This window comes from Halalkalibacter wakoensis JCM 9140 (assembly GCF_000513095.1).
GTDB classification, from domain to species: Bacteria; Bacillota; Bacilli; order Bacillales; family Bacillaceae_D; genus Halalkalibacter; species Halalkalibacter wakoensis.
Genome location: NZ_BAUT01000001.1, coordinates 200,819 through 226,451, shown reverse-complemented (window position 1 = coordinate 226,451; position 25,633 = coordinate 200,819). Strand labels below are relative to the sequence as shown.

Annotated in this window: 22 protein-coding genes and 2 pseudogenes; all 24 read right to left on the bottom strand. The window is 38.9% G+C overall.

What is annotated here, in order from left to right; all coding sequences use genetic code 11:
• Positions 1-106: 106 nt before the first annotated feature.
• The gene (locus JCM9140_RS01140) at positions 107-973 is read right to left on the bottom strand and encodes a 2-oxoacid:ferredoxin oxidoreductase subunit beta (RefSeq protein WP_034741124.1); all 867 of its coding nucleotides are present in this window, start codon (positions 971-973) and stop codon (positions 107-109) included.
• Positions 974-2,737: a 2-oxoacid:acceptor oxidoreductase subunit alpha gene (locus JCM9140_RS01135; protein WP_034741121.1), complete on the bottom strand. Its 1,764-nt coding sequence runs from the start codon at positions 2,735-2,737 to the stop codon at positions 974-976. It lies immediately after the preceding gene.
• Positions 2,738-3,008: 271 nt separating this feature from the next.
• Positions 3,009-3,269: a stage V sporulation protein S gene (locus tag JCM9140_RS01130; RefSeq protein ID WP_034632153.1), complete on the bottom strand. Its 261-nt coding sequence runs from the start codon at positions 3,267-3,269 to the stop codon at positions 3,009-3,011.
• 165 nt (positions 3,270-3,434) lie between these two features.
• On the bottom strand, positions 3,435-4,229 hold the full coding sequence (locus tag JCM9140_RS01125; RefSeq protein WP_034741117.1) for a TIGR00282 family metallophosphoesterase: 795 nt from the start codon (positions 4,227-4,229) through the stop codon (positions 3,435-3,437).
• A gap of 87 nt (positions 4,230-4,316) precedes the next feature.
• Complete coding sequence (gene rny / locus JCM9140_RS01120) at positions 4,317-5,879, bottom strand: ribonuclease Y (RefSeq protein ID WP_034741114.1); 1,563 nt, start codon at positions 5,877-5,879, stop codon at positions 4,317-4,319.
• 161 nt (positions 5,880-6,040) lie between these two features.
• Positions 6,041-6,706 (bottom strand): OLD family protein, encoded by a 666-nt coding sequence (locus tag JCM9140_RS01115; RefSeq protein WP_034741111.1) that lies wholly within the window; start codon positions 6,704-6,706, stop codon positions 6,041-6,043.
• The gene (locus JCM9140_RS01110) at positions 6,699-6,947 is read right to left on the bottom strand and encodes a hypothetical protein (protein WP_034741109.1); all 249 of its coding nucleotides are present in this window, start codon (positions 6,945-6,947) and stop codon (positions 6,699-6,701) included. The genes JCM9140_RS01115 and JCM9140_RS01110 overlap by 8 nt, the downstream gene beginning before the upstream one ends.
• Positions 6,948-6,967: 20 nt before the next feature.
• On the bottom strand, positions 6,968-8,389 hold the full coding sequence (locus JCM9140_RS22210; protein WP_052001976.1) for an AAA family ATPase: 1,422 nt from the start codon (positions 8,387-8,389) through the stop codon (positions 6,968-6,970).
• The gene (locus tag JCM9140_RS01100) at positions 8,382-9,371 is read right to left on the bottom strand and encodes a metallophosphoesterase (RefSeq protein WP_034741106.1); all 990 of its coding nucleotides are present in this window, start codon (positions 9,369-9,371) and stop codon (positions 8,382-8,384) included. Before JCM9140_RS01100 ends, JCM9140_RS22210 begins: the two co-directional genes overlap by 8 nt.
• 75 nt (positions 9,372-9,446) lie before the next feature.
• Complete coding sequence (recA, locus tag JCM9140_RS01095) at positions 9,447-10,496, bottom strand: recombinase RecA (RefSeq protein WP_034741103.1); 1,050 nt, start codon at positions 10,494-10,496, stop codon at positions 9,447-9,449.
• 225 nt (positions 10,497-10,721) lie between these two features.
• Positions 10,722-12,331 (bottom strand): annotated as a pseudogene (locus JCM9140_RS01090) (DEAD/DEAH box helicase).
• Between the two features lie 6 nt (positions 12,332-12,337).
• A complete protein-coding gene (locus JCM9140_RS01085; RefSeq protein ID WP_034741101.1) occupies positions 12,338-13,582 on the bottom strand; it encodes a competence/damage-inducible protein A in 1,245 nt (414 codons plus the stop codon).
• 15 nt (positions 13,583-13,597) lie between these two features.
• Positions 13,598-14,176 (bottom strand): CDP-diacylglycerol--glycerol-3-phosphate 3-phosphatidyltransferase, encoded by a 579-nt coding sequence (gene pgsA / locus JCM9140_RS01080; RefSeq protein WP_034741099.1) that lies wholly within the window; start codon positions 14,174-14,176, stop codon positions 13,598-13,600.
• A gap of 199 nt (positions 14,177-14,375) precedes the next feature.
• Complete coding sequence (locus tag JCM9140_RS01075) at positions 14,376-15,266, bottom strand: helix-turn-helix domain-containing protein (RefSeq protein ID WP_235715242.1); 891 nt, start codon at positions 15,264-15,266, stop codon at positions 14,376-14,378.
• 10 nt (positions 15,267-15,276) lie between these two features.
• Complete coding sequence (locus JCM9140_RS01070; protein WP_034741096.1) at positions 15,277-16,050, bottom strand: DUF3388 domain-containing protein; 774 nt, start codon at positions 16,048-16,050, stop codon at positions 15,277-15,279.
• A 238-nt stretch (positions 16,051-16,288) separates the two neighbouring features.
• Positions 16,289-16,539, bottom strand: a pseudogene (locus JCM9140_RS01065) (DUF3243 domain-containing protein).
• A gap of 119 nt (positions 16,540-16,658) precedes the next feature.
• Positions 16,659-17,387 carry an elongation factor P 5-aminopentanone reductase gene (gene ymfI / locus JCM9140_RS01060; protein WP_034741092.1) on the bottom strand — a complete coding sequence of 243 codons (729 nt, stop codon included), beginning with the start codon at positions 17,385-17,387 and terminating at the stop codon, positions 16,659-16,661.
• 1 nt (position 17,388) lies between these two features.
• Entirely contained in the window at positions 17,389-18,684 is a 1,296-nt protein-coding gene (gene yfmH / locus JCM9140_RS01055; RefSeq protein WP_034741089.1) for an EF-P 5-aminopentanol modification-associated protein YfmH, read from the bottom strand.
• Positions 18,681-19,964 (bottom strand): EF-P 5-aminopentanol modification-associated protein YfmF, encoded by a 1,284-nt coding sequence (yfmF, locus tag JCM9140_RS01050; protein WP_034741311.1) that lies wholly within the window; start codon positions 19,962-19,964, stop codon positions 18,681-18,683. Before yfmF ends, yfmH begins: the two co-directional genes overlap by 4 nt.
• A gap of 177 nt (positions 19,965-20,141) precedes the next feature.
• Positions 20,142-21,137, bottom strand: a complete 996-nt coding sequence (locus tag JCM9140_RS01045) for an LLM class flavin-dependent oxidoreductase (protein WP_034741087.1) — start codon at positions 21,135-21,137, stop codon at positions 20,142-20,144.
• Positions 21,138-21,311: 174 nt separating this feature from the next.
• Positions 21,312-22,031 (bottom strand): GntR family transcriptional regulator, encoded by a 720-nt coding sequence (locus tag JCM9140_RS01040; RefSeq protein ID WP_034741084.1) that lies wholly within the window; start codon positions 22,029-22,031, stop codon positions 21,312-21,314.
• A gap of 33 nt (positions 22,032-22,064) precedes the next feature.
• Positions 22,065-24,395, bottom strand: a complete 2,331-nt coding sequence (locus JCM9140_RS01035) for an FtsK/SpoIIIE family DNA translocase (RefSeq protein ID WP_034741081.1) — start codon at positions 24,393-24,395, stop codon at positions 22,065-22,067.
• 117 nt (positions 24,396-24,512) lie between these two features.
• Positions 24,513-24,734 carry a YlzJ-like family protein gene (locus JCM9140_RS01030; RefSeq protein ID WP_034741078.1) on the bottom strand — a complete coding sequence of 74 codons (222 nt, stop codon included), beginning with the start codon at positions 24,732-24,734 and terminating at the stop codon, positions 24,513-24,515.
• Entirely contained in the window at positions 24,731-25,477 is a 747-nt protein-coding gene (locus tag JCM9140_RS01025) for a ClpP family protease (RefSeq protein WP_034741308.1), read from the bottom strand. The genes JCM9140_RS01030 and JCM9140_RS01025 overlap by 4 nt, the downstream gene beginning before the upstream one ends.
• Positions 25,478-25,633: the final 156 nt, after the last annotated feature.

The following is a 25,633-nucleotide window of genomic DNA, read 5'->3' as shown; positions in this document are numbered from 1 at the left end:
CTGTTAGGAGAAGAGCACTCCTAACAGACTTAAAACCTTTGCAGCGGCTCCGCTCATCGCTTCGCAAAAAGACCAAAAGGGAAAACCACCCTTTTGGTCTTTTTGCTTACATAAATTCCGCCATTAGTTCGTTGAATTTTTCTTCGGTTATTTCTAGGTCTTGGTTTGCTAGTGGGTTTTTGTCGTACGTGTTGATTAATTCTTGGTATGATTTTTGTTCTGTGTTTTGATAGATCAAGCCCGTTACGAGTCCGTTGTGTTCCATTAATGTTTGCATGGCTGTCATTCGGTTAGCTGGATCGTAGTTTTCTACATCTGCTAGCTTTGTAATATTTTCTTTAAACCAATCGTACGTGTTTACTTTATTAAATGTTACACATGGGCTGAAAACGTTTATAAGTGAAAATCCTTTATGGTTAATGCCTTGTTCAATTAGGGAAGTTAACTCTTTTAAATCACTTGAGAAACTTTGTGCCACAAACGTAGCCCCTGCTGTTAACGACATTTCCATAACGTTTAACGCTGATTCAATCGAACCACCAGGGGTACTTTTTGTTTTGAAGCCCATATCACTACGTGGTGAGGTCTGACCTTTCGTCAAGCCATAAATTTGATTATCCATGACGATGTAAGTGACATCTATGTTTCTACGAATGGCATGAATCGTATGGCCCATTCCAATTGCAAAACCATCTCCGTCACCACCGGAGGCGATTACCGTTAAATCTCGGTTTGCCATCTTAACACCTTGGGCAATAGGCAAAGCACGTCCATGAACACCATGGAATCCATAAGAGTTGATATATCCTGAAATACGGCCCGAACAGCCAATTCCAGAAATGACAGCAAGGTTATCTGGTTCAAGGCCAACATTGGCTGCGGCACGTTGAATCGCTGCTTGAACGGAGAAGTCACCACAACCCGGACACCAGTTAGGCTTTACTTTGTTTCTAAAATCCTTAAATGTAGCCATTTACACCAACTCCTTGCTATCTTGGTATTTTTCTTTACAGATTTCATGTAATTCACCGGGTAAGAACGGATTCCCATCATATTTTAAGACACTTTCAATGTTTGTGTGCCCGACATTCATCTTAATAATATTTGCTAATTGTGCTGTTGCATTGTTTTCTACAACAACTACTTTTCTCGCGCGTTCCATTAATGGTTTTAACTCATCAGTTGGGAATGGGTGTAACAATCGAATTTGAGCATGGTTTACTTTTAATCCATCGTTCTCAAGTCTTGGCATTGCTTCAGCAATCGTTCCTCGAGTTGAATTAACACCAATGATCAGTAAATCAGCTTCGTCATGATTTGCATTCACAAAAAGAGGATTTTTAAATTGCTTTGGTAAATTAGCAACTTTTCTCATCCGCTTATCCATTTGATTTTTACGATTGACTGGACTTTCAGATGGCTTTCCTGTTTCATCATGTTCGACTCCTGTTACGTGATGAATTCCGTTTTTCATTCCTGGTATGACTCGATTGGATACTCCCGATTCTGTCAATTCATAGCGTTTGTAATATTCTTTCTCTTCTCGTTCAGCAATTTCTTGTCCAACTTGCAATGCGCCACGACGAATTTCTACTTTCGTAAAATCCAGTGGTTCAACGGTTTGTTTACCTAGTGACAAAGCAAGGTCTGTAACCAAAATAACTGGACATTGATACTCTTCTGCAAGGTTGAACGCTTCCACAGTATCATAAAAAGCTTCTTCTACGGTACTAGGTGTGATCACAATCTTCGGTATATCGCCATGTGTACTATAAATCATTGCCATTAAATCAGATTGCTCTTGTTTCGTTGGTAGCCCTGTACTTGGACCTCCTCGTTGCGTATCCATAATCACCAAAGGCTGTTCCGTCATTCCAGACAAGCCAATTGCTTCAGCCATTAATGACAGTCCTGGACCAGCTGAAGCAGTAAAGGAACGAACTCCCGCATAGTTTGCTCCTATTGCCATCGTACAGGCTGCAATTTCATCTTCCGTTTGGATGACCGTTCCACCAAACTCAGGTAATTTCTCTATCATATACTCCATAATTTCTGATGCTGGTGTAATCGGGTATGCAGCCATGAATCGACTACCCGCTGCAACCGCCCCCATCCCAATCGCATCATTCCCAATCATGAACATACGTTTCTTTCCATCAGCTGGAGCTAGTTGTAGATCCGGAATACTGGTTCCTGCTTCTTTTCTGAAGTATGCTGCACCAGCGTGAATTGCCTCCATGTTTTTCTCTACTACACTTGCTCCTTTTTTTAGAAAAAGGTCTTCAACGACATCTTGGTAGGAGTCAGGAGATATTCCAAGTATTGCACTAGAAGCACCTACAGCCACCATGTTTTTCATAAGAGATGTGCCTAATTCGGTAGCAATTTCTGTAAATGGCACAGCATATAATGGGACGTTAAACCCGTCGGTTACAACTGGATTAAACTTTGCATCTGCAATAATAATCCCATCTTCACGTAACTCATGAATGTTTACATCAATCGTCTCTTGATCAAAAGCAACCAAAATGTCCAAATCATCAGAAATCGAATTCAATGGAGTTGTACTAACACGAATTTTGTTATTCGTATGTCCACCTTTAATTCGAGACGAAAAATGACGATAGCCAAATAAAAAATATCCTTGACGATTTAGTGCTGAGGCAAAAATTTCACCTGTACTTTCAATTCCTTCCCCTTGCTGCCCGCCAACTTTCCAAGATAACTGTTCTCTCAAATTCCCCACCCCTTGCTTGTCTTTTAGACTAAAAAAACAGAAAACTATTAAAATTATTACTATCTTAGCAAATTTCCGAGTAAAGATCTATACATAGTCAAGTATACGTCATGTACCCACTAAACGTTTTTATATTATTCTCTCTTCTTTCAAAAAGCAAGAGCGATTTTCTTCTATATGAAAAAGTGTTGTTTCATAAGGTTCTTCTTTTAACACAATGTTTAGCCTAAAAAAAACCACTTACACAAAGTAAGTGGGGGTAGTACCATTGTTATCTAGGTTCAACAATGATCTTCATTGCTGTTCTTTCTTCTCCTTCAATCTGGATATCTGTAAAAGCCGGGATGCATACAAGGTCAATTCCACTTGGGGCCACAAAGCCCCTTGCAATCGCAATTGCTTTGATTGATTGATTAAGTGCTCCTGCTCCAATTGCTTGAATTTCTGCCGCTCCCCGTTCACGAATGACTCCGGCTAACGCGCCAGCAACAGAATTGGGAGTAGATTTTGCTGAAACTTTTAAGACTTCCATTCTTGTACCTCCTCTTTATGCGTAAAGTGGGCTGTCCATGATTACGATTGGTTCATGCGTTCAATAGTACTAAAGCATGTGTGACTAATCGTACAAGATGTGAATCTACTTCATCTTATTTCAGAAAACCTATCCTTATTCCTAAAACCGAAAATTTATTGTTATTTACGCATAAAAAGGATGATCATCATTAATTAATATTCGCTTAATAGACTTAGCAAGACCCGTCTTTGGATCAAGATCAATCACGACTCCACTTAACTGTGCGCGGCCTTGCGCCACTTCAAAACGCACAGGTAAGTTTGTTAAAAACTTATGCAAGACGGGCTCTTTCTCAACACCAAGTATTCCGTCATATGGCCCCGTCATTCCTACATCTGTTAAATAGGCTGTTCCTTTTGGCAATATACGCTCATCTGCCGTTTGAACGTGGGTATGAGTACCAACAACAGCCGACACTCGTCCGTCTAAATACCATCCCATCGCTTGTTTCTCACTTGTTGCTTCAGCATGAAAATCAACAAATATATACGGAGTTCGCTCTTTGATTTCTTCTAAAATCTCATCCATTTTTGTAAACGGACAATCCATAGCTGGCAAGAACGTACGACCCATTACATTTACTACAGCTACTTCAATGTTGTTAATCTTCACAAGTGTATACCCTTTGCCAGGTACACCAGCAGGATAATTCGCTGGTCGAACTAACGCTTTTGCTCGATCAATAAACTCAAAAATTTCTCGATTATCCCATGAATGATTGCCTAGGGTAACAACCTGTGCCCCTGCATCTAAAAAACCTTTATAAATTTTCTCTGTTATTCCCTTTCCAGACGCTGCATTTTCACCATTGATGACGGTAATTGTCGGTTTGTATGCTTGTTTTAATTTCATCGTATACTCTTTAATCATCTCACGGCCTGGTGCTCCTACAACATCACCAATAAATAAAATTCTCATAATAACTCCTTCACTTTATGTACTTTACTTATAGTATTAGCTATATTTTTCTCCTTAAAAACAAATAAAGTGGCGAGAATCGCCACTTTATTTCGCGTACTCAACGGCACGTGTTTCCCGAATAACGGTTACACGTATATGCCCTGGGTAATCTAGTTCTTCTTCAATTCTCTTCGTAATATCACGAGCGAGCTTATGTGCAAGTGCATCATCAACTACATCTGGACGAACCATAATACGTACTTCTCGTCCCGCTTGGATCGCGTACGTTTTTTCAACACCTTCGAATGACTCTGAAATTTCCTCTAGCTTCTCAAGTCGTCGAATATAAGTTTCAAGCGTTTCACGTCTTGCTCCTGGTCTAGCAGCGGATAAAGCATCTGCTGCCGCTACTAAAGTCGCAATAATCGATGTTGATTCTGTATCACCATGATGAGATGCAATGGAATTAATCACAACTGGGTGTTCTTTATACTTCGTTGCTAATTCAACCCCAATCTCGACATGACTTCCTTCAACTTCATGATCAATTGCTTTTCCGATATCGTGAAGCAAGCCTGCTCGTTTTGCTAGTTTTACATCTTCACCTAATTCAGAAGCCATCAAACCAGCTAAATGAGCTACTTCCATCGAGTGCTTTAATACATTTTGTCCATAACTCGTTCTAAATTTCAAACGACCGAGAATTTTAATTAAATCTGGGTGTAACCCGTGAATTCCCATCTCAAACGTTGTTTGCTCTCCGTACTCTCTAATGGCTTCATCAACCTCACGGCGAGATTTGTCAACCATTTCTTCAATACGTGCAGGATGGATACGACCATCTTGGACAAGCTTCTCAAGAGCCGTCCGAGCAATTTCACGACGAATTGGATCAAAACCAGATAGAATGACAGCTTCAGGCGTATCATCAATAATTAAGTCGATTCCCGTTAACGTTTCTAGCGCCCGAATGTTACGGCCCTCTCTCCCGATGATTCTTCCTTTCATCTCATCGTTTGGAAGAGTCACTACAGACACAGTCGTTTCAGCTACATGATCTGCTGAACAACGTTGAATCGCTAATGACAACACTTCTCTCGCCTTTTTGTCTGCTTCTTCTTTTGCTTGTGCCATTCTTTCTTTCACAATTAGAGCTGTTTCATGAGCAATTTCTTGCTCCACTTCTCTACGAATGGTTTCACGAGCTTCTTCGCGGGAAAATCCAGAAATACGTTCAAGCTCAGCTTGCTGCTTGTTCAAGATTTCCTCCACTTTGCTATCCATCTCTTCAATTTGTCGTTGTTTTTTGGTGAGAGATTCCTCCCTTTTATCCAAAGACTCTTCTTTCTTATCTAAGGTTTCACTCTTCCGGTCAAGAATCTCTTCTTTTTGTACCAAACGATTCTCTTGTTTTTGAATCTCATTTCTTCGTTCACGAACTTCGCGCTCTGCTTCTGTACGAATTTTATGAGCCTCATCTTTCATCTCGAGGACTGCTTCTTTCTTCCCCGCTTCTGCTTCACGCTTCGCATCTTCCACAATTTGTTTCGCTGCATGTTCCGCACTGGAAATTTTCGCTTCTGCAATGGATTTTCGAACAAGATATCCAACAACTGCACCAATACCTGCAGAGACAACAAGCAAAATGGAGATGATCAATATTTCCATACCCTTTCACCTCCTCTTGCTATCTAATTGTTGGTTTCAAAAAATTAATACGTTTCATTAATATAAAAAACAAACGCATATTACATTTGATCGCGGAAAAAATAAATAGGACAAGAACTTAACCGCATTCTACTTAATTTTATAGCCCGTTTTCATCAATGTCAAGTGCTGTCAATTTGCGCGACTTCACTAACGCCATCCTTAATAGAGACTTCATAGGACAAATCCCCTGATTGTGCAAGATGATAATTATGTGTAATCATGATAATTTGTCGATTAAACATTGTACTTAATGATTTTAAAAATTCATATAAATAAAGAACATATTCCCCTGAAACATGTTTACCTGGTTCATCTAGAAGCAAAGGTCCTTCTCTTTTTGGCTGAATCGTTTCAATTAATGCCACTCTAAGCGCCAATGTAACAATATCAACCACACCACCACCACGTGAATCTTGAGGCTTTGTTTTCACTTTCACTCCCTCATATTCAGAAACAACATAAAAGTCAGCAACGGCTTTATTCCCATGCTCTTCTAACTCAATTTGAAAAGAAAACAGAGGCCCAAAAACGTACTGGAGCGCATTTGTTACGAGTGCTTCAATTTGTTGTTTAGCTTGTTCTCTTGCATACTCAGCTGATTGTTGTAAAAGCACTCTTGCTTTCTCATATGTATCAATTGTCTCAAAATAAGAATCTAATTCTTTTATTTTTTGAGCCAATTGCTCTTCTAACAATGCACGTTTCGCATCTAATCTTGTCCATTTCTCTTGAGCCTTTTCATATCGATTTTCTAGCAATTGCAATTGTCTTGTGAGATTACACATCTTCAATCAATTCCTTAGGAATCAACTCCCAAGTCTCTTTAAGTGATACCTCAATTTCTTTTTCAAGTGTTTGAATCTGATGATCCAGTTCTTCCGGCTTCACTCCAAGTTCTTCTAATTCAGCTAGCAATCTATTTTTTTGGTTTTCTAATTCTTCCAGCTTTGCTTCTGCTCGGTATCGCATATCACGCGCTTTATCAATCGCCTGTTTCATTTGTGCTAATTGTTTCTCAACTGACATACATGTTCACCTTCTCCTCGTTATTGTTCATGCTTGCACAGTGACTGTCCACATGTTGGACAAGTCCCTTCTTCTAACAAACGGCTTTGCCACAAACGTTCTGCTCGTTCCTGTTCCTTTTTTTGCTTTTCAATAAATCGTTTGCCTTCTTCTATTCTCATTTGATATTCTAGTAAATTGGAGCGAATGGATTGGAGTTGCATGGCTTGTTTTACTGTTGCTTCAATCTTTTCTTGGTTTGACAGTAAGTGATTAACGACAGGGAGGCGTTGTAGAATCTGCTTTATTTGCCTTGACTGGGTTTCATTCTTCTGAATTTGTCCACTTACAACCAGTAATTTCCTCAATGTTTCTTTCCGAAATGAGATCTTTTCAATTGTTTGGAGGTTAACCGTATCAATAAACATTGTTCTCATAACCTTCTGTCTTTCTTGTTTTGTAGAGTGCACAACTTCGTCCCATTGTTCCTTCTTTTGCTTTAATTGTTTCATATTATTTAATTTCTTTTGTAATTGATCATGGCGAGAAAAAGCGTCTTCTGTCTCCTCTGTTTTCTGTATCCAATGCTCACAGATCGAAATCGCTTTCGTCACTTCTTTTTCTTGTTTGCGCTTTTGCTCAAACATTACATAACGTTGAATCAGTTCATGCAAATTTATTCTTTTGCTTTCCCACTGCTCTACATCTTTTACACGTTCAAAGCGATCCTTAGTTTCTTTCTCTTCTTTTTGCAGGGTTTCCCATGTTGTCTTTAAAATCTCTAATTGTTCTTTTCGCTTTAAAAGTGATTTTATTTGTTGTATGTTCTTTGCTGTTTCTTGTAAAGGAGTTTGTAATGTATCTAAATGAGCAAATGGCTCTAAATCTTCTTTTAGATGATCAATCATTTGTTGTTCTTGCTTCATTCTTACATTTAGCTGGGAAACATCCTTCGTTGTATCACGAATTGCCATATCAAGAAAATGAGCCCCACTTATTCTTCCAAGTACCTTTGCCCGCATGGAACTTGTCTGTTCTAATAAAAATGGAGCGTCTAATTGCTGAGAAAGGTGAATCATCAGCTCATTGTCATGATCAATTCGTAAATGCTCCATCCCGTGGGCTTTCATTACTTCCTCAGGAACATGAATACCAAACCCTTCTAAGACAAGATCTTCTTTATCTTCAGCTCTTATGATATAGCGGTTTTTTGAGCCTGTACGTTCACGAGTAATTTGAGTACCATTTTCAAACGTTATCGTTACTCGAACAAAGTCACCAGACACTCTAATAAAATCGGTTCCTCGTGGCTGATTATAAAGAACCCAACGAATCCCACGAAGAATAGCTGTTTTTCCACTATCTGACTGTCCAACGATAACATTTAACCCGTTCGTAAACTCTACGAATGTATCTAAGTGTGATTGGAAATTCTCTAGTCGAACTGACTTTATGTTATTCATATTCTCCGTCCTTCCATACTTCTTCAATCACCGTCATTCTTCTGAGCGCTTCTTGCTTCACCTTATCTTCTACATTTTTCAACGAGGCAATTTCTAAAATAATATCACTCATATTGAGTGTTTGAAATTGAGAAGATTCTTTTACTTGCTGAACAAAACTATGTAACTTTTCTTCTTGATGAACAGCTTTCTCTAAAAAGCTCCGATCTAATACCTCTTCACCTTTTTGCGCACTTTTTATAGTCACTTCTTTCAGGCAAATCTTTCCGTTTGTAATCGAGCCAATAATCACTTTCGGCATTCTACTCATTTCTGACCAATGGTTATTAACACGAGACAAAGCACCAGGATTACAAATGAATTTACCATTTCTCTCCTTAATTCCAAAACCTCCGTGAAAATGTCCCGTTAATATAATGTCTGCTGTAGTACCCCAAATATGATCAATGATTGTATGAGGAACTCCTTCAGGCAATGCTTTCTCCACGAGCATGCTATGGACGATATGGATGAGAATATCAGCATCTGAATCATTCGTTGGGTAATAATCTAGTTTGGGATCCCGTTGATCTAAATCATAATGATAAGGTTGTCCGGTTATTTGAACGCGTTGCCCGCCTTTTTCGAATAGAATTGGATTCTGTTGGTCAATAACCGTCATAACTCCAAACGAGTCCATTAACCCTAACATCGTTCTTGAAATCGTTTCAGGGTTGTGGCCAAAGGTATCATGATTACCAGCTACTACATAAATAGGCATTGTGGCTTTCATAAATATTTTTGCAAATTGCCCTACAATGTTTGGAGATAAATCGGGTCTGTCAAACACATCTCCTCCATGTAATAAGACATCTACTTTTTCTGAATTGGCAAGGGCAATCACTTCTTCTAACTTTGCTTTCAGTGTATCGGCATAGACATCTAACCGGTTTTTTGGAGTGGTTCCACGTATATGTGTATCCGTAACATATAAAAATTTCATTCTGTCTCCAGCCCTTTCTCCCTGTTAAACGAAGAAGGCGTTCCACTATTGGAACACCCCTTCAATATACCTATTTTACTTTAAATCAAGAGGAACATCTTCAAATTCTTCATCCGTCGCAGCTGCAACTTCAATTTCTCCATTTAACCCGTGGTGTTCACGAATCAATGTTTCAATTTGTTCCGCAATATGTGGATTCTCTTTTAGAAACTGCTTTGAATTTTCTCGTCCTTGGCCAAGGCGTTCTTCGTTAAAGGAATACCAAGCACCACTTTTTTGAACAATATCAAGATCTGATGCAATATCCAAAATCGAACCTTCACGAGAAATTCCTTCTCCATACATAATGTCGACTTCTGCCACTTTAAATGGAGGAGCAACTTTGTTTTTGACAACTTTAATCTTGGTTTTGTTCCCGACCATATCATTGCCTTGCTTTAATGTTTCCGCACGACGAACTTCTAATCGAACCGACGAGTAGAATTTCAATGCACGTCCCCCTGGTGTTGTTTCAGGGTTTCCAAACATAACTCCTACTTTTTCTCGAATTTGGTTAATAAAAATCGCAATTGTCTTAGATTTGTTAATCGCACCTGATAGCTTACGAAGTGCTTGAGACATAAGACGAGCTTGCAAACCGACATGACTATCTCCCATGTCACCTTCGATTTCCGCTTTTGGAACAAGGGCAGCGACACTATCAATAACAATCATATCAACCGCACCACTACGTACAAGAGCTTCAGCAATTTCTAGTGCCTGTTCCCCTGTATCTGGCTGTGAAAGAAGCAATTCATCAATATTAACCCCTAATTTTTGAGCATAAACAGGGTCAAGTGCATGCTCGGCATCAATAAATGCTGCTTGACCACCTTGCCTTTGAATCTCTGCAATCGCATGTAGAGAGACCGTAGTCTTACCTGATGATTCTGGTCCGTATACTTCAATAACACGTCCTTTAGGATAGCCACCTACTCCTAATGCAATATCAAGCGCAAGAGCGCCACTTGAAACAGTCGATACGCGTTGCTCAGCCTGTTCACCAAGCTTCATAATCGACCCCTTACCAAATTGTTTTTCGATTTGACGCAACGCCATATCAAGAGCAGCTTTACGATCACTCATACTAAATCTCTCCTCTATTATAAAAAGTAATGTATTTAAATTGGAAAAGCGAATCTATGTTTTGTTTCTTATCTATCATACATTTTTTTTTCGCTTTTGCCAATAGTTTTACGAACATTTATTCGCTTAATGGAATTAACAATAAATAACATGGAGGATGAAGAGGGAGAAAGGGTGTCCCATAAGTATTTACCTTTGGGACAGTCCCTTCCTAATTTGTCGTCTTTAGCTACGTGTAGGTGTACGACGTGGTTCACGTTTCGGGCGTGGTTTAGCAGGCTCTAAATTGACTCTAGCGCCACTAATTCTAGAATAACGAAGAGCTTCATATACAAAAGGAGCCGCTTCTTCTGGTACTTCGACAAATGTAAAGTTTTCGAAGATATCGATTTTCCCAACAGACTTTCCTGGAATGCCAACAAGATCTGAAATGGCTTCAATTAATATTTTCGGTGTCATATTAACATTTCTACCTACATTAATGAAGAAACGAACCATTCCCTTTGCTGCTCCTGTATCTCCAAAGCTATAACCAGACTCTTCTGAAGAGGAAGCAGGAGAGAAATTCATTTTTAACAAAGCAGAAACAACATCGCGTGCCGAAAACTCAGCTAATACTTCATCTACAAGTGGATCGAATAACTCTGCCTCTTTCCCACTCGTTGTAATGGTATCTGATATTAACTTCTTCCAGGACCCTTGCTGTTTTACAACAACTTCTTCGATGGTCGGAACATCTTGTGAAGGAATACTCATTTTTATTTCTTGTTCGATTGAACGTAAATGCTTCATTTCACGAGGTGTAACGAGCGTAAGTGCAAGACCTTTACGTCCAGCTCGACCCGTTCGACCAATACGGTGAACATAGCTTTCTGGATCTTGAGGAATATCATAATTGATGACATGTGTCACGTTGTCAACATCAATTCCTCGTGCTGCTACATCCGTTGCAATTAGAAATTCGATTGATGAATCGCGAAACTTCTTCATAACCGCATCGCGTTGCGACTGAGTAAGATCTCCGTGCAACCCGTCAGCTAAGTAACCACGAGCCTGTAGTGCTTCTGCTAATTCAGCAACGCCTTTCTTTGTACGACAGAACAAAATGCCCAACTCAATATCTTCACTATCAATAATCCGACATAGTGATTCAATTTTGTTACGTTCTAGCACTTTATAGTACATTTGATTAATTAACGGAGCGGTAACTTCTCCTTTGTTGATCGTTACCGTCTTAGGAGCAGTCATATACTTCCTAGACAATTTCTTGATAGCTGGTGGCATCGTAGCTGAGAACAACAACGTTTGACGCTCTGTATTCACTTGACGAAGGATGGATTCAATATCATCAACAAAACCCATATCAAGCATTTCATCAGCCTCATCAAGAACAATTGTATGGACCTTATCTAACTTAAGTGTTTGTCTTCTTAAATGATCAAGAATACGTCCAGGTGTACCGATCACCACTTGAACTCCTTGTTTAAGAGCTCGAATTTGATGTCCGATCGATTGCCCTCCGTAAATAGGCAATGTTCGAATGGATTTATGAACAGATAACTTTTGCAACTCACCTGATACTTGGATGGCCAATTCTCGTGTAGGAGTAAGAATTAACGCTTGAACAAAGCGCTCAGATGTCACCTTATCGACTACCGGAATTCCAAACGCAGCCGTTTTTCCAGTTCCTGTTTGCGCTTGTCCTATCACATCTCCACCTTCTAAAATAACTGGAATCGCTTTTTCCTGGATAGGAGATGGCTCTTCAAAGCCATATCTTTAATTGCTTGTTTAATTGGTTCTGAAATTTGAAAATCGTTAAAATACGTAGTCATTCTTTCTTATTCCACCTTTTTCATTTCGTTCAATAAATAAAAACATCCATATTTAATTGCACGATCTCTTATTGCCTCGCGACTTCCTGCAAGCCTCAAATCAAAATGAAGAGGTTCAGGCGTCAAACCAACCACTCCAATAAAAATGGTGCCAGGTTCTTTTCCTTCTTGCTCAGAAGGTCCTGCTACACCTGTAAAACTAATGGCAATGTCAGAAGAAAATTGTTCTTTTGCACACTTAGCCATTTCGACCGCACAATAATGACTCACAACACCATGTTGTTTAATAACATCATTCGACACACCTAAAACATTTTCCTTCACATCTGTCGAATAAGAAACCATTCCCCCTTGAAAAACAGAGGACGCTCCGGAGATCGATGTTAACATGGCTGAAAACTTGCCTCCTGTAAAACTTTCTGCTGTAGCTATCGTACAGTTTTTCTCTTGCAAATGCAAAAAGAGCTGCTCCATAAGAGACGTATCATCATATCCATATAAATATTGCCCGACACGACTCGTAATTTTCTTTTCCGTTTCATCCAAGAGCCTCTTTTGTTCACTAGTGTCTGAATGTTTCACCGTTAATCGCAATGTAACCTCACCTTCATTTGCCAAAGGTGCAATTGTAGGATTCGTTTGAGCCTCAATCAAATCCAACAAATCGGTTTCAAGTTGGGATTCCCCAATCCCAAAAAAGCGTAACACCCTTGAAGTAATAGGTGTTTTCTCTCCTAACATATTAGATAGGAGAGGTAACAGCTCATTCGTAAACATCGGCTTCATTTCTTGTGGAGGCCCTGGCAAAAGAACGATTTTCACATTACCAGTTGAAACAACCATTCCTGGTGCCATTCCGTAGTAATTAGAAAGGACTTGACTTCCTTCTATGACTAAAGCTTGTTTGCGATTATTTTCAGACATTGGACGATTGAGTTTTTGAAAAAAAGCCTCAATCGTATGTAATGATTTCTCATCATGAACTAGTTTTTTTCCTACAAGCGCTGCAACCGTTTCTTTCGTAAGGTCATCCTTCGTCGGTCCTAAACCACCAGTTAAGATGATTAAATCAGACCTAGATACGGCCTGCTCTAAGGTAGTAGTGAGTCTTTTATCATTATCACCAACTGTTGTTTGATAGTACACATTCACACCAAGAACGGCTAATTCCTGGGATAAAAAAGCAGCATTCGTATTAACAATTTGTCCTAATAATAATTCAGAGCCTACAGAAATTAATTCCGCATTCATTTTCTCTACCACCTATTATTTTGACTTTAGAAGAATATGTTGATTTTTTTGGAAATACTCCACCCCAGAAACAATCGTTAGAAATGTTGCAACATACATCATAATCATATCAAACGGCAAGCCAACCGCTTGAAAAGGCCAGTTATGTAACATTAAAGCAGAAATGGCAACGATTTGTGTGACAGTTTTCAACTTACCAAGTTGACTTGCAGCAATCACATCTCCATCGGCTGCCGCAACTAAGCGGATTCCTGTCACAGCAAATTCACGACTGATAATAACAATCGCAATCCAAGCTGGCAAAAGTTGCAATTCTACTAACGCAATTAAAGCAGCCGTAATCAATAATTTGTCAGCAAGTGGGTCTAGGAATTTCCCTAAGTTCGTTACAAGTTTGTATTTTCTTGCATAATAGCCATCAAGCCAATCCGTTGCTGCAGCAAAAATAAAAATAATTGCCCCTATGAAATGAGCAAGAGGAATCGTCGTACCTAAAAGATGGATGTTACCAAGTGAGAAAGGAACTAAGAAAAAAATCATAAACAATGGGATAAGAAATATTCGAGAGATCGTAATTTTATTTGGTAAATTCACAAAATTCCCTTCCTTCATCTAACAATGATCGCTAGTAAAATATGGTCTATATTGCATTGTACCATAATTCTTATCAATTAATAAATAAAAGCAATTCTCAATCATGTTGACACAAAAAAAGCTCATCGGTCTCAATGCCAGCTCGCCAATAAAGGAATGCGCGAGAAGATCATTGAGGTCACGATGAACCTCTCTTATTTTATGATTCAGCATTTAGTACGGTAATATCAAGCTTCTGATGAGTAATATCAAGTGGAAATTCAATTAATTCGTCATTAATATACAACTCAACAAACTGAGAAGCACCAAAATTAAAGATCACTTGTTCTTCTGCTTCTAGCTCAAGAGAAATGACATCACCTTCTGTTGGAGTTCCACTATAAAAAGTTCTTCCTAGTGCGTTCTTAACATCAATATAAGAACGGTCACCTGTAATTTCAATTCGCACATCTGAAAGTTGAGCATTTTCTAGTTCGAAAAATGACGTGTTTCCTGAACTTTCAATGAACCTCAAATCAAAATCAGGTTCTGGTTCAATTTCTTCTTCAGGCTCTTCTTCCTCAGGGCGAACTTCCTCAACTTCTGGTTCTTCGTCCACCTCAGGAGCCGTCCCTACCCCTTCTGAAAAATCAGCTTCAAGATTCTCACTGTCATCTGGGGCAACCGCTCCCCCATCACCCATACCGCCACCTTGTGCCATTAACCAAATCCCCACTACAATAATCCCTACAAAAACAACTGCAATTAAAGCAGGAAAAAAGGAACCTCTTTTCGCTCTTTTTTTCGGAGCTGGTGCAGGCTTACTTCGTTCTGTACGAGACGGAAGCGTCACAGCTTCTTTTTGTGGATTAGGGAGTTCATTTCGATATTGGTCAAACAAAGGCTCTGGGTCAAGGCCGATCGCTTCTGCATATGTTTTCACAAAAGCCCTTGCATAAAAAATCCCTGGCAACGTATCAAAGCGCCCTTCCTCAATCGCAAGCAAATAGCGTCTTTGAATTTTCGTCGTACGTTGAAGGTCATCTAACGACAATCCTTTTTGTTCACGCACTTCTTTTAAATGTTGACCTAATTCTGACAATCCTAACACCTACCTACCTCTAACTAATATCAAAAGAGGAAAAACCTGATTCTACAACCTCGTATGTAATCTCTTCTCCCTCATCATTCCTAAGTTCAATAATACAATCAAAATCATCCAGCTCGTATTCAGTCTCACGTACAAAAATGTCTGGATGTTCAACAACTTTTACAGCTGGAAGTCTCATAATGTCACTAACGAGTGTCCGATGTTTCTCTGTAGACCTCATTGTTGTTACAATTCCATCAATAATGAAAATGTGGTCTTCGCTCATTTCGTCTTCTGCTAATTGACTCCGTACGGTTTGCCTTAGCAATGTTGACGAAATAAAAGACCATCTCTTATTAGCACAAACGCTAGCTGCGACAATTGACTCGGTCTTTCCGACTCGTGGCATTCCACGAATACCCACTAAGAAATGGCCTTCACGTTTAAATTGTTCAGCCATAAAATCAACAAGCAAACCAAGTTCGTTTCGAATAAACCGAAATGTTTTCTTATCATCAGCATCGCGCTCTATATACCGACCGTGACGAATAGCTAGTCGGTCCCGCAGCCTCGGCTCCCTCACTTTACTTACTGAAATGTCCTCAATTGTTTCTAAAATAGCTTTAAATCTAGCTACTTGATCATCGGAGGAGCTTCTTATTAACATTCCACGGCGCATATTATCAACACCATTAATCGTTACGATATTAATTTCTAACATTCCAAGCAAGGATGAAATATCTCCAAGTAACCCTGGTCTGTTTTTATGTATTTCGTATTCCAAGTACCATTCTTTTAAACCCATTTGCTTCACCCTTTTGAACTAATTAAGTCATATGTGAGGCTTTAGAGACTTCATCTATCATGATAATTGATTTTATTCATAAATGAAAGAACTTTGTCGGAAATAATTAACTGTTGACAACCGTGAGATACGTTTGGTATTAATTTTAGTTTGCTTCACTTAAGGTTCTATTATGTAAGAGTACCCATTTTTCCCAAAGAAAAAACGCCGCAACACGCGGCGTTCATTTTTATTTAGCTTAGCCTTCGTTCTGAACAAGTTTCACCATCATGTTGGCAATGGCATGCTGTTCTTGCTCATCCGCTACTTTCCATAGCTCAGCTAAGACACGCTCTTGTTCATTTTTAGGTTCAACTTGTTGCGCCAAATATTCGCCAACTTGATAAGCAACATCAGACACAACACTTTGATTCATCCTTCGCCTTGTGCTTGGTTTAAACGATCTCCTAAAAAGTCTTTCCATTGTTCCCAGTTGTCAAGTACAGACATGTTAAAACCCTCCTAAAAAATGTACTTCGATAGTATTTTTTCTTATTAGGAGAAGAATATTCATCGTTCCTTATTTTTTAAAAAGAAAATTAATCATTTGGGATTAAAATGAAACACGATTAACAGTACCAAGCACCGTTTATCGATAAAATTTGACCATTTATGTAATTGGATTTTTCAGAAGATAAAAATCGAACTGCATGCGCAATATCACTTGGTTGTCCAAGCCTATTTGCTGGTATTTCCTCCTGTATTTCTTTCAAATGTTCATCATCTATTTTGGATAACATTTCTGTCTGAATTGCTCCAGGAGCTATGGCATTTACTTGAATCTGACTGGGTGCTACTTCTTTTGCGAGCCCCTTCACAAAACTATTGACTCCACCTTTAGCTGCAGAATACACCACTTCACAAGAGGCACCTGTTTCCCCCCAAATGGAGGAGATCATAATAATTTTTCCATGGCGTAATTTAATCATATTTGGTAATAAACGTCTTGTGATTTTCATCGGATTCAACAAGTGAACATTCATTAATTGATTCATTTCTCTGTTTGAAACATCCGTAAACAATCCGAATTGACTAATTCCTGCATTATGTATGATTGTGTGAAAAGCAATATCTTCAGGAATTTGTGAAAGGATTTGTTCATCTCCGTTATCTTGGGTTAAATCTGCCTTAATAAATTGTACAATTGCCCCTTTTTCTTTGCACTCTTTTGCTAGGTTTAGAATCGCTTGTTCATTCTTGTAGTAATGCAAAAAAAGAGAGCAGCTAGGAGAAGCCAGCTCTCTTGCAATCGCAGTGCCAATCCCTCCAGATGCTCCTGTAATTAAAATGGTTTTCATCTTATTCTTGATACCCCTCCGCTTTCACTTGGCAAATGGTAAACCGTTCCAATTGAAAATGGTCGTTCAATATATTCGTTAAATCTTTAGCTGTGATCGATTCTAAAACCGGTACAACATCAAATAAATTCATGTCATTAAATTCATATCGAGTGAATTGGTTCGCAATATACTCCGGTGAATTTAATGAGCGTAAAAACGATCCAATTTTCTTCTTAACTGCCCTAGTTACTTGTTCTTCAGTTAACTCAGACTTTTTAAATGATTCAACCATTTCTTGAATTCGACTAGCTAACTTGTCAGGATGTTTCGTATCACCACCAATAATGGTAAAACCAAACCCTAACTCCGCTGAATGGTCAAATGAGAATGAATCGTCAATTAACCCTTCATCAAATAACGCTTGGTAGTTATCTGAACTTTGACCAAACATTAAATCAAGTAAAATATTAATCGATAATTCCCGAGTTAACAATTCATTGCCTTGTCTTGTTGGTCCTATCTCTTTAAACCCAACTAAACATTTTGGCGTTTGAACAGGCATGGTAATAACATTTTTTTCTTTAGCAACGGTATCTGGCTCTTCTTCAAAGAAACGTTTAATTTCTTCAAGCTTAGCAAACGTTTTTTCTGATTGATTTTGTTTTACTTGCTCCATAATCTTCTGTGGTTCGACCGGCCCAACGACAAATAATAACATGTTGGCTGGATGATAAAACGTTTCATAGCATGTATATAATAAATCTTTTGTTATATGAGAAATCGACTCAATCGTTCCAGCAATATCAATCTTTACTGGATGGTGGTGAAACATATTTTCAATCACACCAAAGTACGCTCGCCAATCTGGGTTATCGTCATACATCGTAATCTCTTGGTTAATGATTCCTTTTTCCTTCTCAACACTTTCTTCTGTAAAATAAGGATGCTGGACAAAATTAAGCAATGTATCCAAGTTCTTTTCTACATTATTTGTACTCGAGAAAAGATAGGCTGTTCGTGTAAAGCTCGTGAACGCATTAGCGGATGCACCTTGCTTACTAAAGTCTTGAAATACATCTCCCTCTTCATCCTCAAACATTTTATGTTCAAGAAAATGAGCAATCCCGTCAGGAACCGTTAGCGTATCATCTTTTCCAAGCGGAACAAATGACTGATCAATTGATCCATATTTCGTCGTAAACGTTGCAAATGTTTTATTGAAGCCCTTCTGTGGCAAAATGTAGACATCTAAACCATTCTCAAGTTGTTCATGATATAACGTTTCGTCTACTTGCGAGAATTGAACTGGTTTCATTGGCTCTCCTCCTCCTTACCTTTTAAGAAATAAATTGTATCTAGTTTCACCTTTTGTGCGACACGAACAATATCCTCTTTGGTCACTTGATCAATTTGCTGTAGCCATTCATCAATAGAGCGCTTTTTTCCACTTACGACTTGATGGTAAGATAGTTCAACGAGTCCCCTGGCAACATCAGCTGTTTCAAGTACTTGATTTTTTAACATCGCTTTTGTTTGTTCTACTTCGGCTTCTGTAAAGTCACCTTGCTTCATCGCTTCAAACTGTTCTTTAATGATTTCAACGGCTCTGTCATATTTCGAAAATTCAATTCCAGACATAACCATCATAATTCCTTTATGACTTTCAAACCTTGACGCAGCATAATAAGCTAGACTTTCTTTTTCGCGTACGTTGATAAAAAGCTTTGAGTGAGAAAAAGCACCGTATAATCCATTGCAAACTTGCATCGCTACATAATCATCGTCAGCGTATGTTGTATACGTTCTAAATCCCATATGTAGTTTTCCTTGCTTTACATCTTGTACATCATTGACAATGTTAACGTCTTTTATTTCTGGGCTTTTGGTCGTTTTAAATTGGGTGTCTGTTCCTTCAGGTAAACGAGTAAATGTTTCTTTGACCGTTTGCACAGCCGCATTCTCATCAAATGCACCAACGATATAAAGATCAAATAGATTGTTTGTTAATAACTGCTCATAATAGCTGTATAGTGACTGAGCCGTGATCCCGTCCACTTCTTCTTCGGTCCCAAATGCTGTTAGAGCAAACGGCTCACCTTTACACATTTCTTCCGTTACCCTTACGTTAGCATAACGCATTTTGTCATCATAAACAGATTGTATTCTCTGCTTTAAAGAACGCTTTTCATTTTCTACAACGGACGATACAAATGATCCATTTTCAACCTGTGGCTGCAAAATGATTTCTCCTAACAAGGAGATTGCATGAGCAAATAATGGAGTTGTATCAGATAGATAGCGTTCATTTGCCACATCCAGACGAATGGAGATAACATGTTCCTCCCCTTTTTTCTGAACATCTGTAGATAACATGGCCCCGTACATATCATCAAGTCTTTCACGCAATTGTTTTCTTGACGGGCTATTGGCTGTTCCATTTTGAAGAACATGTGGAAGCAAGGCACGCATTGCTACCGTTTCCTTTGTTAAGGGAGCTTTCATCATAAGGATGAGTGAATTGGTCTTATATTTATCGGTATTCATAGTATGAACGGTTAATCCTTTTAAGTCATGTATACGTTCTTTCAGCTGCATCAAAGTCAATCATCTCCTTTTTCCAATCACGTTAGGTTATGCTTTTACTCTATTTCCTACTACAGTAAATTTGTAACGACATTCTATTTGTATTGTCTTTACAATCGATTTAGATACCTTAAAATCTCCTTTTACCACTCTTTCCAATTCTTTTGTTTGTTATAACCATTTGCTCGTTTACTGAAACATCGATGCTAACAATTCAAATGATTCAATTCGATGGTTAAATTCATGAGTTATCGTTATAACCATCACTTCCTCTACTTCATATCGATTCGCTAATAATGTAAGTTGTTCTTTTACCCTTTCTGGACTGCCCACAATCATTCGTTTTCTATTCTCGTTTATTAAAGCAAGGTCATTCGCCGTATAAGGATATTGCTTCGCCTCATCAATCGACTGGATTTCTAACGACCGGTTTCCTTTTTGAAGCATGAGTAAAGAAAGGTCTAAGCTTAGTGCACGCTCATTCGCTTCTTCGTCTGTTGGTGCACAGATTAAATGGATCGCAACACTAGCAACTGGATTCTCATAAAAAGCAGAACGCTTAAACTGGTTGCGGTATGCCTTTACAACGTCCTCTCCTCCATTGCCATTAATGAAATGAGCAAATGTGAAAGCAGTTCCTCTTTCAGCAGCAATGTGTGCACTTCCCCCACTCGACCCTAACAACCATAGCTCTGGTAATGTCTCAATTTCAGGGGTAGCAGTGATTCCATAATATGGATGACTTTCTGGCAGATTTGTAAAATACGATTGCAAATCGAAAACTTGTTCTGGGTACCGGTCATACTCTCTGCTTCCACTATTTTGCTGTAAAGCCATCGTTGCAATTGGATTGCCCCCAGCTGCTCTCCCTACCCCAAGGTCCATTCGATTTGGATAAAGGGCTTCAAGCATTTTAAAGTTTTCTGCTACTTTGTAAGAACTATAATGAGGTAGCATAACCCCACCTGACCCTATTCGGATGGTGTTTGTTTTTGCCCCAATATGTGCTAGCAATACTTCTGGAGTAGATCCAGCTACTCTTTTAGCATCGTGATGCTCAGAAACCCAAAATCGATGATACCCTAATTGTTCGGCCTGCACAGCTAATTGAACCGTTTGTTCTATAGCTGTGCGAGCGTTTGCTCCTTGTGCAACAGGTGATTGATCTAAAATACTCAGTTTCATTTTTTATCCTCTCCCACCATATTCTATCAAAATCTATACTGTTAACTCGATTATGTTCTTCTTTTAACATGATGTCTACCAATTACTACGATTTTTTTGTAAAGGTTTCCAAAGATTACTTAAGTACCCAGAACAAAAAGGAAACCCTCATTTAAAGCAAGGGTTTCCTTTTGATTAATTTCGTTTGCGAACAACATGAAACTTAAATTTATCGGCTCTAAAATAATTTAGACTATAAAGGACAGGTTGCTCTGTTTGGTCGTAGTGCATTTGCTTTAATAAGAGCAATGAGGCACCTGGTTCGCACTCTAGAATTTCTGATACATGTTCGTGGTAGCCGATCGGCTCAACAAACGTAATCGCATACGAAATCGTTCTTCCGCTTTCCTCTAAAAAGCTAAAAATTGATTTTGTTTCATGAATGGAGTGGTTTTTCACTAATTCATTTGGAATCCGATCTAGACAGTAAACAACTGGTGAATCATCAGCTGTCCTCACTCTTTCAATTTCCATGATTTCCATTAGGTCTTCATTTAGAAATTTTCTTTTATCGTCTTCATTTGCCTGTTGAACTGAGGAAGACAAAAAGATCGTACCTGGTTTCATCTTGGCTTTGACAATCATATCCGTCACACTATCAAGTTCTTCTATTCCAGCTGAAAAGAGTGGTTTTGAATGGACGAACGTTCCCACACCATGTCTCCTGATCACGACTCCTTCTTCTTCTAATAAGCGAAGTGCTTCACGAAGCGTAGCACGGCTTACCCCTAGTATTTTAGAGAGCTCAAATTCTGACGGTAATTTCTGTCCCTCTTTATAAACACTATTTTCTATGTCTTCTTTTAAGCGATCAATTACTTGCAAATATAATGGTCTGTGGTCTGCTCTAATCACACTCTCAACCCCTTCTCAAATCCCATTTCACATTTACGAGGAAACTTCATCTTCTCGTGTTTTATCTACTAACACTTCTCTAGGCTTGCTTCCCTCGTAAGGACCTACAATTCCTCTTACTTCCATTTCATCAATCAGTCTAGCTGCCCTTGTATATCCAATCCTAAATCGCCTTTGTAACATCGATACAGAGGCTGTATTGATCTCCGTGACTAATTCTACCGCTGCATCATAAAGTTCATCAGCTACTTCTTCTGTCACCACTTGTTCTTCAGATGGTGTCATTTCTTCTTGATATTGGGCTTTTTGCTGTGAAATCACAAAATTTACAATGTCTTCAACTTCATTATCTGATAAGAAAGCCCCTTGTATTCTTTTTGGTTTTGTCGCACCAACTGGCATATAGAGCATATCACCACGTCCTAGTAGTTTCTCTGCCCCTCCTGAATCCAAAATCGTCCGTGAGTCGGTTTGAGACGAAACACCAAAGGCAATACGTGATGGAATATTTGCCTTGATCACACCTGTAATAACATCTACGGATGGTCGCTGTGTGGCAATGATCATATGAATTCCTGCGGCACGTGCCATTTGCGCTAGTCTCGCGATAGAATCCTCAACATCTCCTGACGCAACCATCATTAAATCAGCAAGCTCGTCCACAATCACAACAATGTATGGCAACGTCGGCTGCTTGGCCTCTTCTGTTTCATTTTTACGATTCACTAGATCATTATAACCCTCAATATTTCTTGTCCCGCTGTGAGAGAACAGGTCATAACGTCTTTCCATTTCTGCAACCACCTTTTTCAAAGCTTGTGACGCTTTTTTAGGCTCTGTCACAACTGGGGTTAACAAATGAGGAATTCCATTATAGACCGTTAACTCAACCATTTTTGGATCGATCATCATCAATTTCACTTCATGAGGCTTTGCTTTAAGCAAAATACTCGTAATGATTCCGTTGATACATACACTTTTTCCACTGCCCGTTGCACCAGCGACAAGTAAATGGGGCATCTTGTTTAAATGAGCCAAAACAGGTTCACCGGATATATCACGACCTAGCCCAACGGCTAGAACATTTTTGTCAGACGTCGCTTCTGGAGAATCAAGAACTTCTCTTAACGTAACAATAGCGACTTCATGATTAGGCACTTCAATACCAATTGCAGATTTTCCGGGAATTGGAGCTTCAATCCGAATATCTTTCGCTGCAAGTGCTAAAGCTAAGTCATCTGCCAAATTTACAATCTTGCTTACCTTAACCCCTACACTCGGATTGACTTCATATTTTGTGACAGCCGGTCCTAGGTGGACTTTGGATACCCTAGCTTTTACACCAAAGCTTTCTAATGTCTGTTCCAACTTTCTAGCATTTGCTGTTAATTGTTTCTTTTCATTCGTTTGACTAGGGTTATTAGGTAGCAATAACATGTCCACATCTGGAAGTTTATAAGCTTCATTCGTTTCTTCAGCTGTTACAAGAGACACTTGCACCTCTTCCATTTCTTGTTTGTCCTCATTTTTATCTTCCGCTACAGGCTGCTTTTTTTCGACAGGAGCATTACGATATGCTTTTTGCGTAAAATCTACAATTTCTGGCTCAAGCTCTTCAACTTGTTCACTTGAAATGGCATCTCTCTTCTCTTCTTGACGTTCACTCTCTTGTTCCCGACTTTTCTTTCGTTCAAGTTGTGCGTGTCGTTCTTCTTTGATTCGTTCTTGAGCTTTTTCACGTAATTGTGTCAATTCACTTTTTACACTTGCAAAGGTATCACTTACAAAGAGATAGCACTTCCTCACACCTTTTTCCATTAATTCGGCAAGTGATTTTCCCGTCAGTAAAATAAACCCGATTATAAAGAGAATAAAACATAAAAAGTACGTTCCCATTTCTGCAAATAAAAAGTGACTAACAGCAAACGCTAACGATCCAACCATCCCTCCACCTAAGTCTGCTGTAGGCGTCTCTCCTTGCATTTCCATCCAAAATAATTTCCATGTGTTACGGATGACCGACTGATCTTCAAATCCTTCTCTGCCACTAAGTTGGTGAAAAAGTCCAACGTGACTAAATAAGACAAAAGATAAAATGATCACATACATACCTGATAATCTTCTAGACCATACTTTGGGCTTTTGTCGTTTAATCATAATATAAAGAGAAACGACAAGGAGTCCGATGGCTAGCACGATAAACCATTCTCCAAGGAAGAAACGAAAAAGCCTTACAAATGTTTCTCCTACTGTTCCTAATCGTGCAAATGTAACGACGGCAATGACTAATAAGCCGAGACCGATTAATTCATAAGATAGTTGTGACTTCCACTCGGTTTTTCTTTTTTTCTTTCGTCTTGCCATACCTTTCACCCTTTGCTACTATATCTAGCCTTAATATTAAGAAGCAGCCAAAATTGGCTGCTTCGACCATGCTTGGATGAAATTAATTATAGCATAAGACAAACACTCACTACAGAGCTAAAGTTGAGGTTTTGCCTGAATGATAGAGCCTGGAGCATATTTGTTATCTAAATAATTCATGACATTACCACTAATTAATCGAATGATTCGATACTGATTGTTGCTTAATTGTTCAACGACTAAATGTCCAGCATCACAAGAAATCACTTGTTGTGACGTGAAATGTTGTTCATCTTCCGGAAAAACCATTTCATGTGGCATCATCGTGTATAAGATCATTGAACAACATCTCCCCCATGGCTTGGTTTGTTTTGATCAATTAACTCATTCAGCTTTTTTAATGCTTGACCAATTCCTCCTACTTCATTAATCAAGCCATACTCAACAGCATCTGTTCCAACAACGTTCGTCCCAATATCACGGGTTAAATTTCCTTTTGAGAGCATAAGTTCCTTAAATTTCTCTTCACTAACGGACGAGTTTTTCGTAACAAAATTGATCACTCTTTCTTGCATTTTATCCAAATATTCAAATGTTTGAGGAACGCCAATCACTAATCCTGTTAAACGTACAGGGTGAATCGTCATTGTCGCAGTTTCTGCAATAAAGGAATGATTAGCTGCTACAGCGATCGGTACCCCAATTGAGTGACCTCCACCTAAAACAAGTGTGACGGATGGCTTTGACATAGAGGCAATCATTTCAGAAATGGCTAAACCGGCTTCCACATCTCCTCCAACTGTATTTAGAATTAAAAGCAGTCCTTCAATCTTAGGATTTTGTTCAACTGCAACAAGTTGAGGAATAATATGTTCATATTTAGTTGTTTTGTTTTGAGGAGGGAGTTGCATATGCCCTTCAATCTGTCCTACTACTGTCATACAATGTATATTAGATTGGCCCATGTCAGGGACATTTGTTTGTCCAAGTTCTTGAATTTTTTCAATAATGCCTGAACCTTTCTGCTGCTCTTTAGATGGTGTTTGAGGTGCTGGCTGTTGCTCTTGATTTGGGTGTTCCATCGTCATCGGTGAAGACCTCCTTAATAATGATTACTAGGAGTAGTATGAACCTGTTCTGCCTTGATCATCCAAAAAAGAATTACTTTTTCCATTTCATTATCGAATAAAAAAAGTTATCTCAAAAAAGGAATAGTTCACCTTTAAGAGATAACTTTT

Bases quoted from the DNA above. Each gene is read 5' to 3' on its own strand.
- rny (WP_034741114.1), bottom strand. From the start codon at position 5,879: ATGGAAATATTGATCATCTCCATTTTGCTTGTTGTCTCTGCAGGTATT.
- recA (WP_034741103.1), bottom strand. From the start codon at position 10,496: ATGAGTGATCGTAAAGCTGCTCTTGATATGGCGTTGCGTCAAATCGAA.
- JCM9140_RS01085 (WP_034741101.1), bottom strand. From the start codon at position 13,582: ATGAATGCGGAATTAATTTCTGTAGGCTCTGAATTATTATTAGGACAA.
- JCM9140_RS01045 (WP_034741087.1), bottom strand. From the start codon at position 21,137: ATGAAACTGAGTATTTTAGATCAATCACCTGTTGCACAAGGAGCAAAC.
- JCM9140_RS01115 (WP_034741111.1), bottom strand. From the start codon at position 6,706: ATGTGTAATCTCACAAGACAATTGCAATTGCTAGAAAATCGATATGAA.
- JCM9140_RS22210 (WP_052001976.1), bottom strand. From the start codon at position 8,389: ATGAATAACATAAAGTCAGTTCGACTAGAGAATTTCCAATCACACTTA.
- JCM9140_RS01035 (WP_034741081.1), bottom strand. From the start codon at position 24,395: ATGGCAAGACGAAAGAAAAAAAGAAAAACCGAGTGGAAGTCACAACTA.
- JCM9140_RS01070 (WP_034741096.1), bottom strand. From the start codon at position 16,050: ATGGGTTTAAAAGAATGGTACTTGGAATACGAAATACATAAAAACAGA.
- yfmH (WP_034741089.1), bottom strand. From the start codon at position 18,684: ATGAAACCAGTTCAATTCTCGCAAGTAGACGAAACGTTATATCATGAA.
- JCM9140_RS01030 (WP_034741078.1), bottom strand. From the start codon at position 24,734: ATGATCTTATACACGATGATGCCACATGAAATGGTTTTTCCGGAAGAT.
- JCM9140_RS01140 (WP_034741124.1), bottom strand. From the start codon at position 973: ATGGCTACATTTAAGGATTTTAGAAACAAAGTAAAGCCTAACTGGTGT.
- JCM9140_RS01130 (WP_034632153.1), bottom strand. From the start codon at position 3,269: ATGGAAGTCTTAAAAGTTTCAGCAAAATCTACTCCCAATTCTGTTGCT.
- JCM9140_RS01025 (WP_034741308.1), bottom strand. From the start codon at position 25,477: ATGGAACACCCAAATCAAGAGCAACAGCCAGCACCTCAAACACCATCT.
- ymfI (WP_034741092.1), bottom strand. From the start codon at position 17,387: ATGAAAACCATTTTAATTACAGGAGCATCTGGAGGGATTGGCACTGCG.
- JCM9140_RS01125 (WP_034741117.1), bottom strand. From the start codon at position 4,229: ATGAGAATTTTATTTATTGGTGATGTTGTAGGAGCACCAGGCCGTGAG.
- JCM9140_RS01100 (WP_034741106.1), bottom strand. From the start codon at position 9,371: ATGAAATTTTTATATGTTACGGATACACATATACGTGGAACCACTCCA.
- JCM9140_RS01110 (WP_034741109.1), bottom strand. From the start codon at position 6,947: ATGTCAGTTGAGAAACAATTAGCACAAATGAAACAGGCGATTGATAAA.
- yfmF (WP_034741311.1), bottom strand. From the start codon at position 19,964: ATGCAGCTGAAAGAACGTATACATGACTTAAAAGGATTAACCGTTCAT.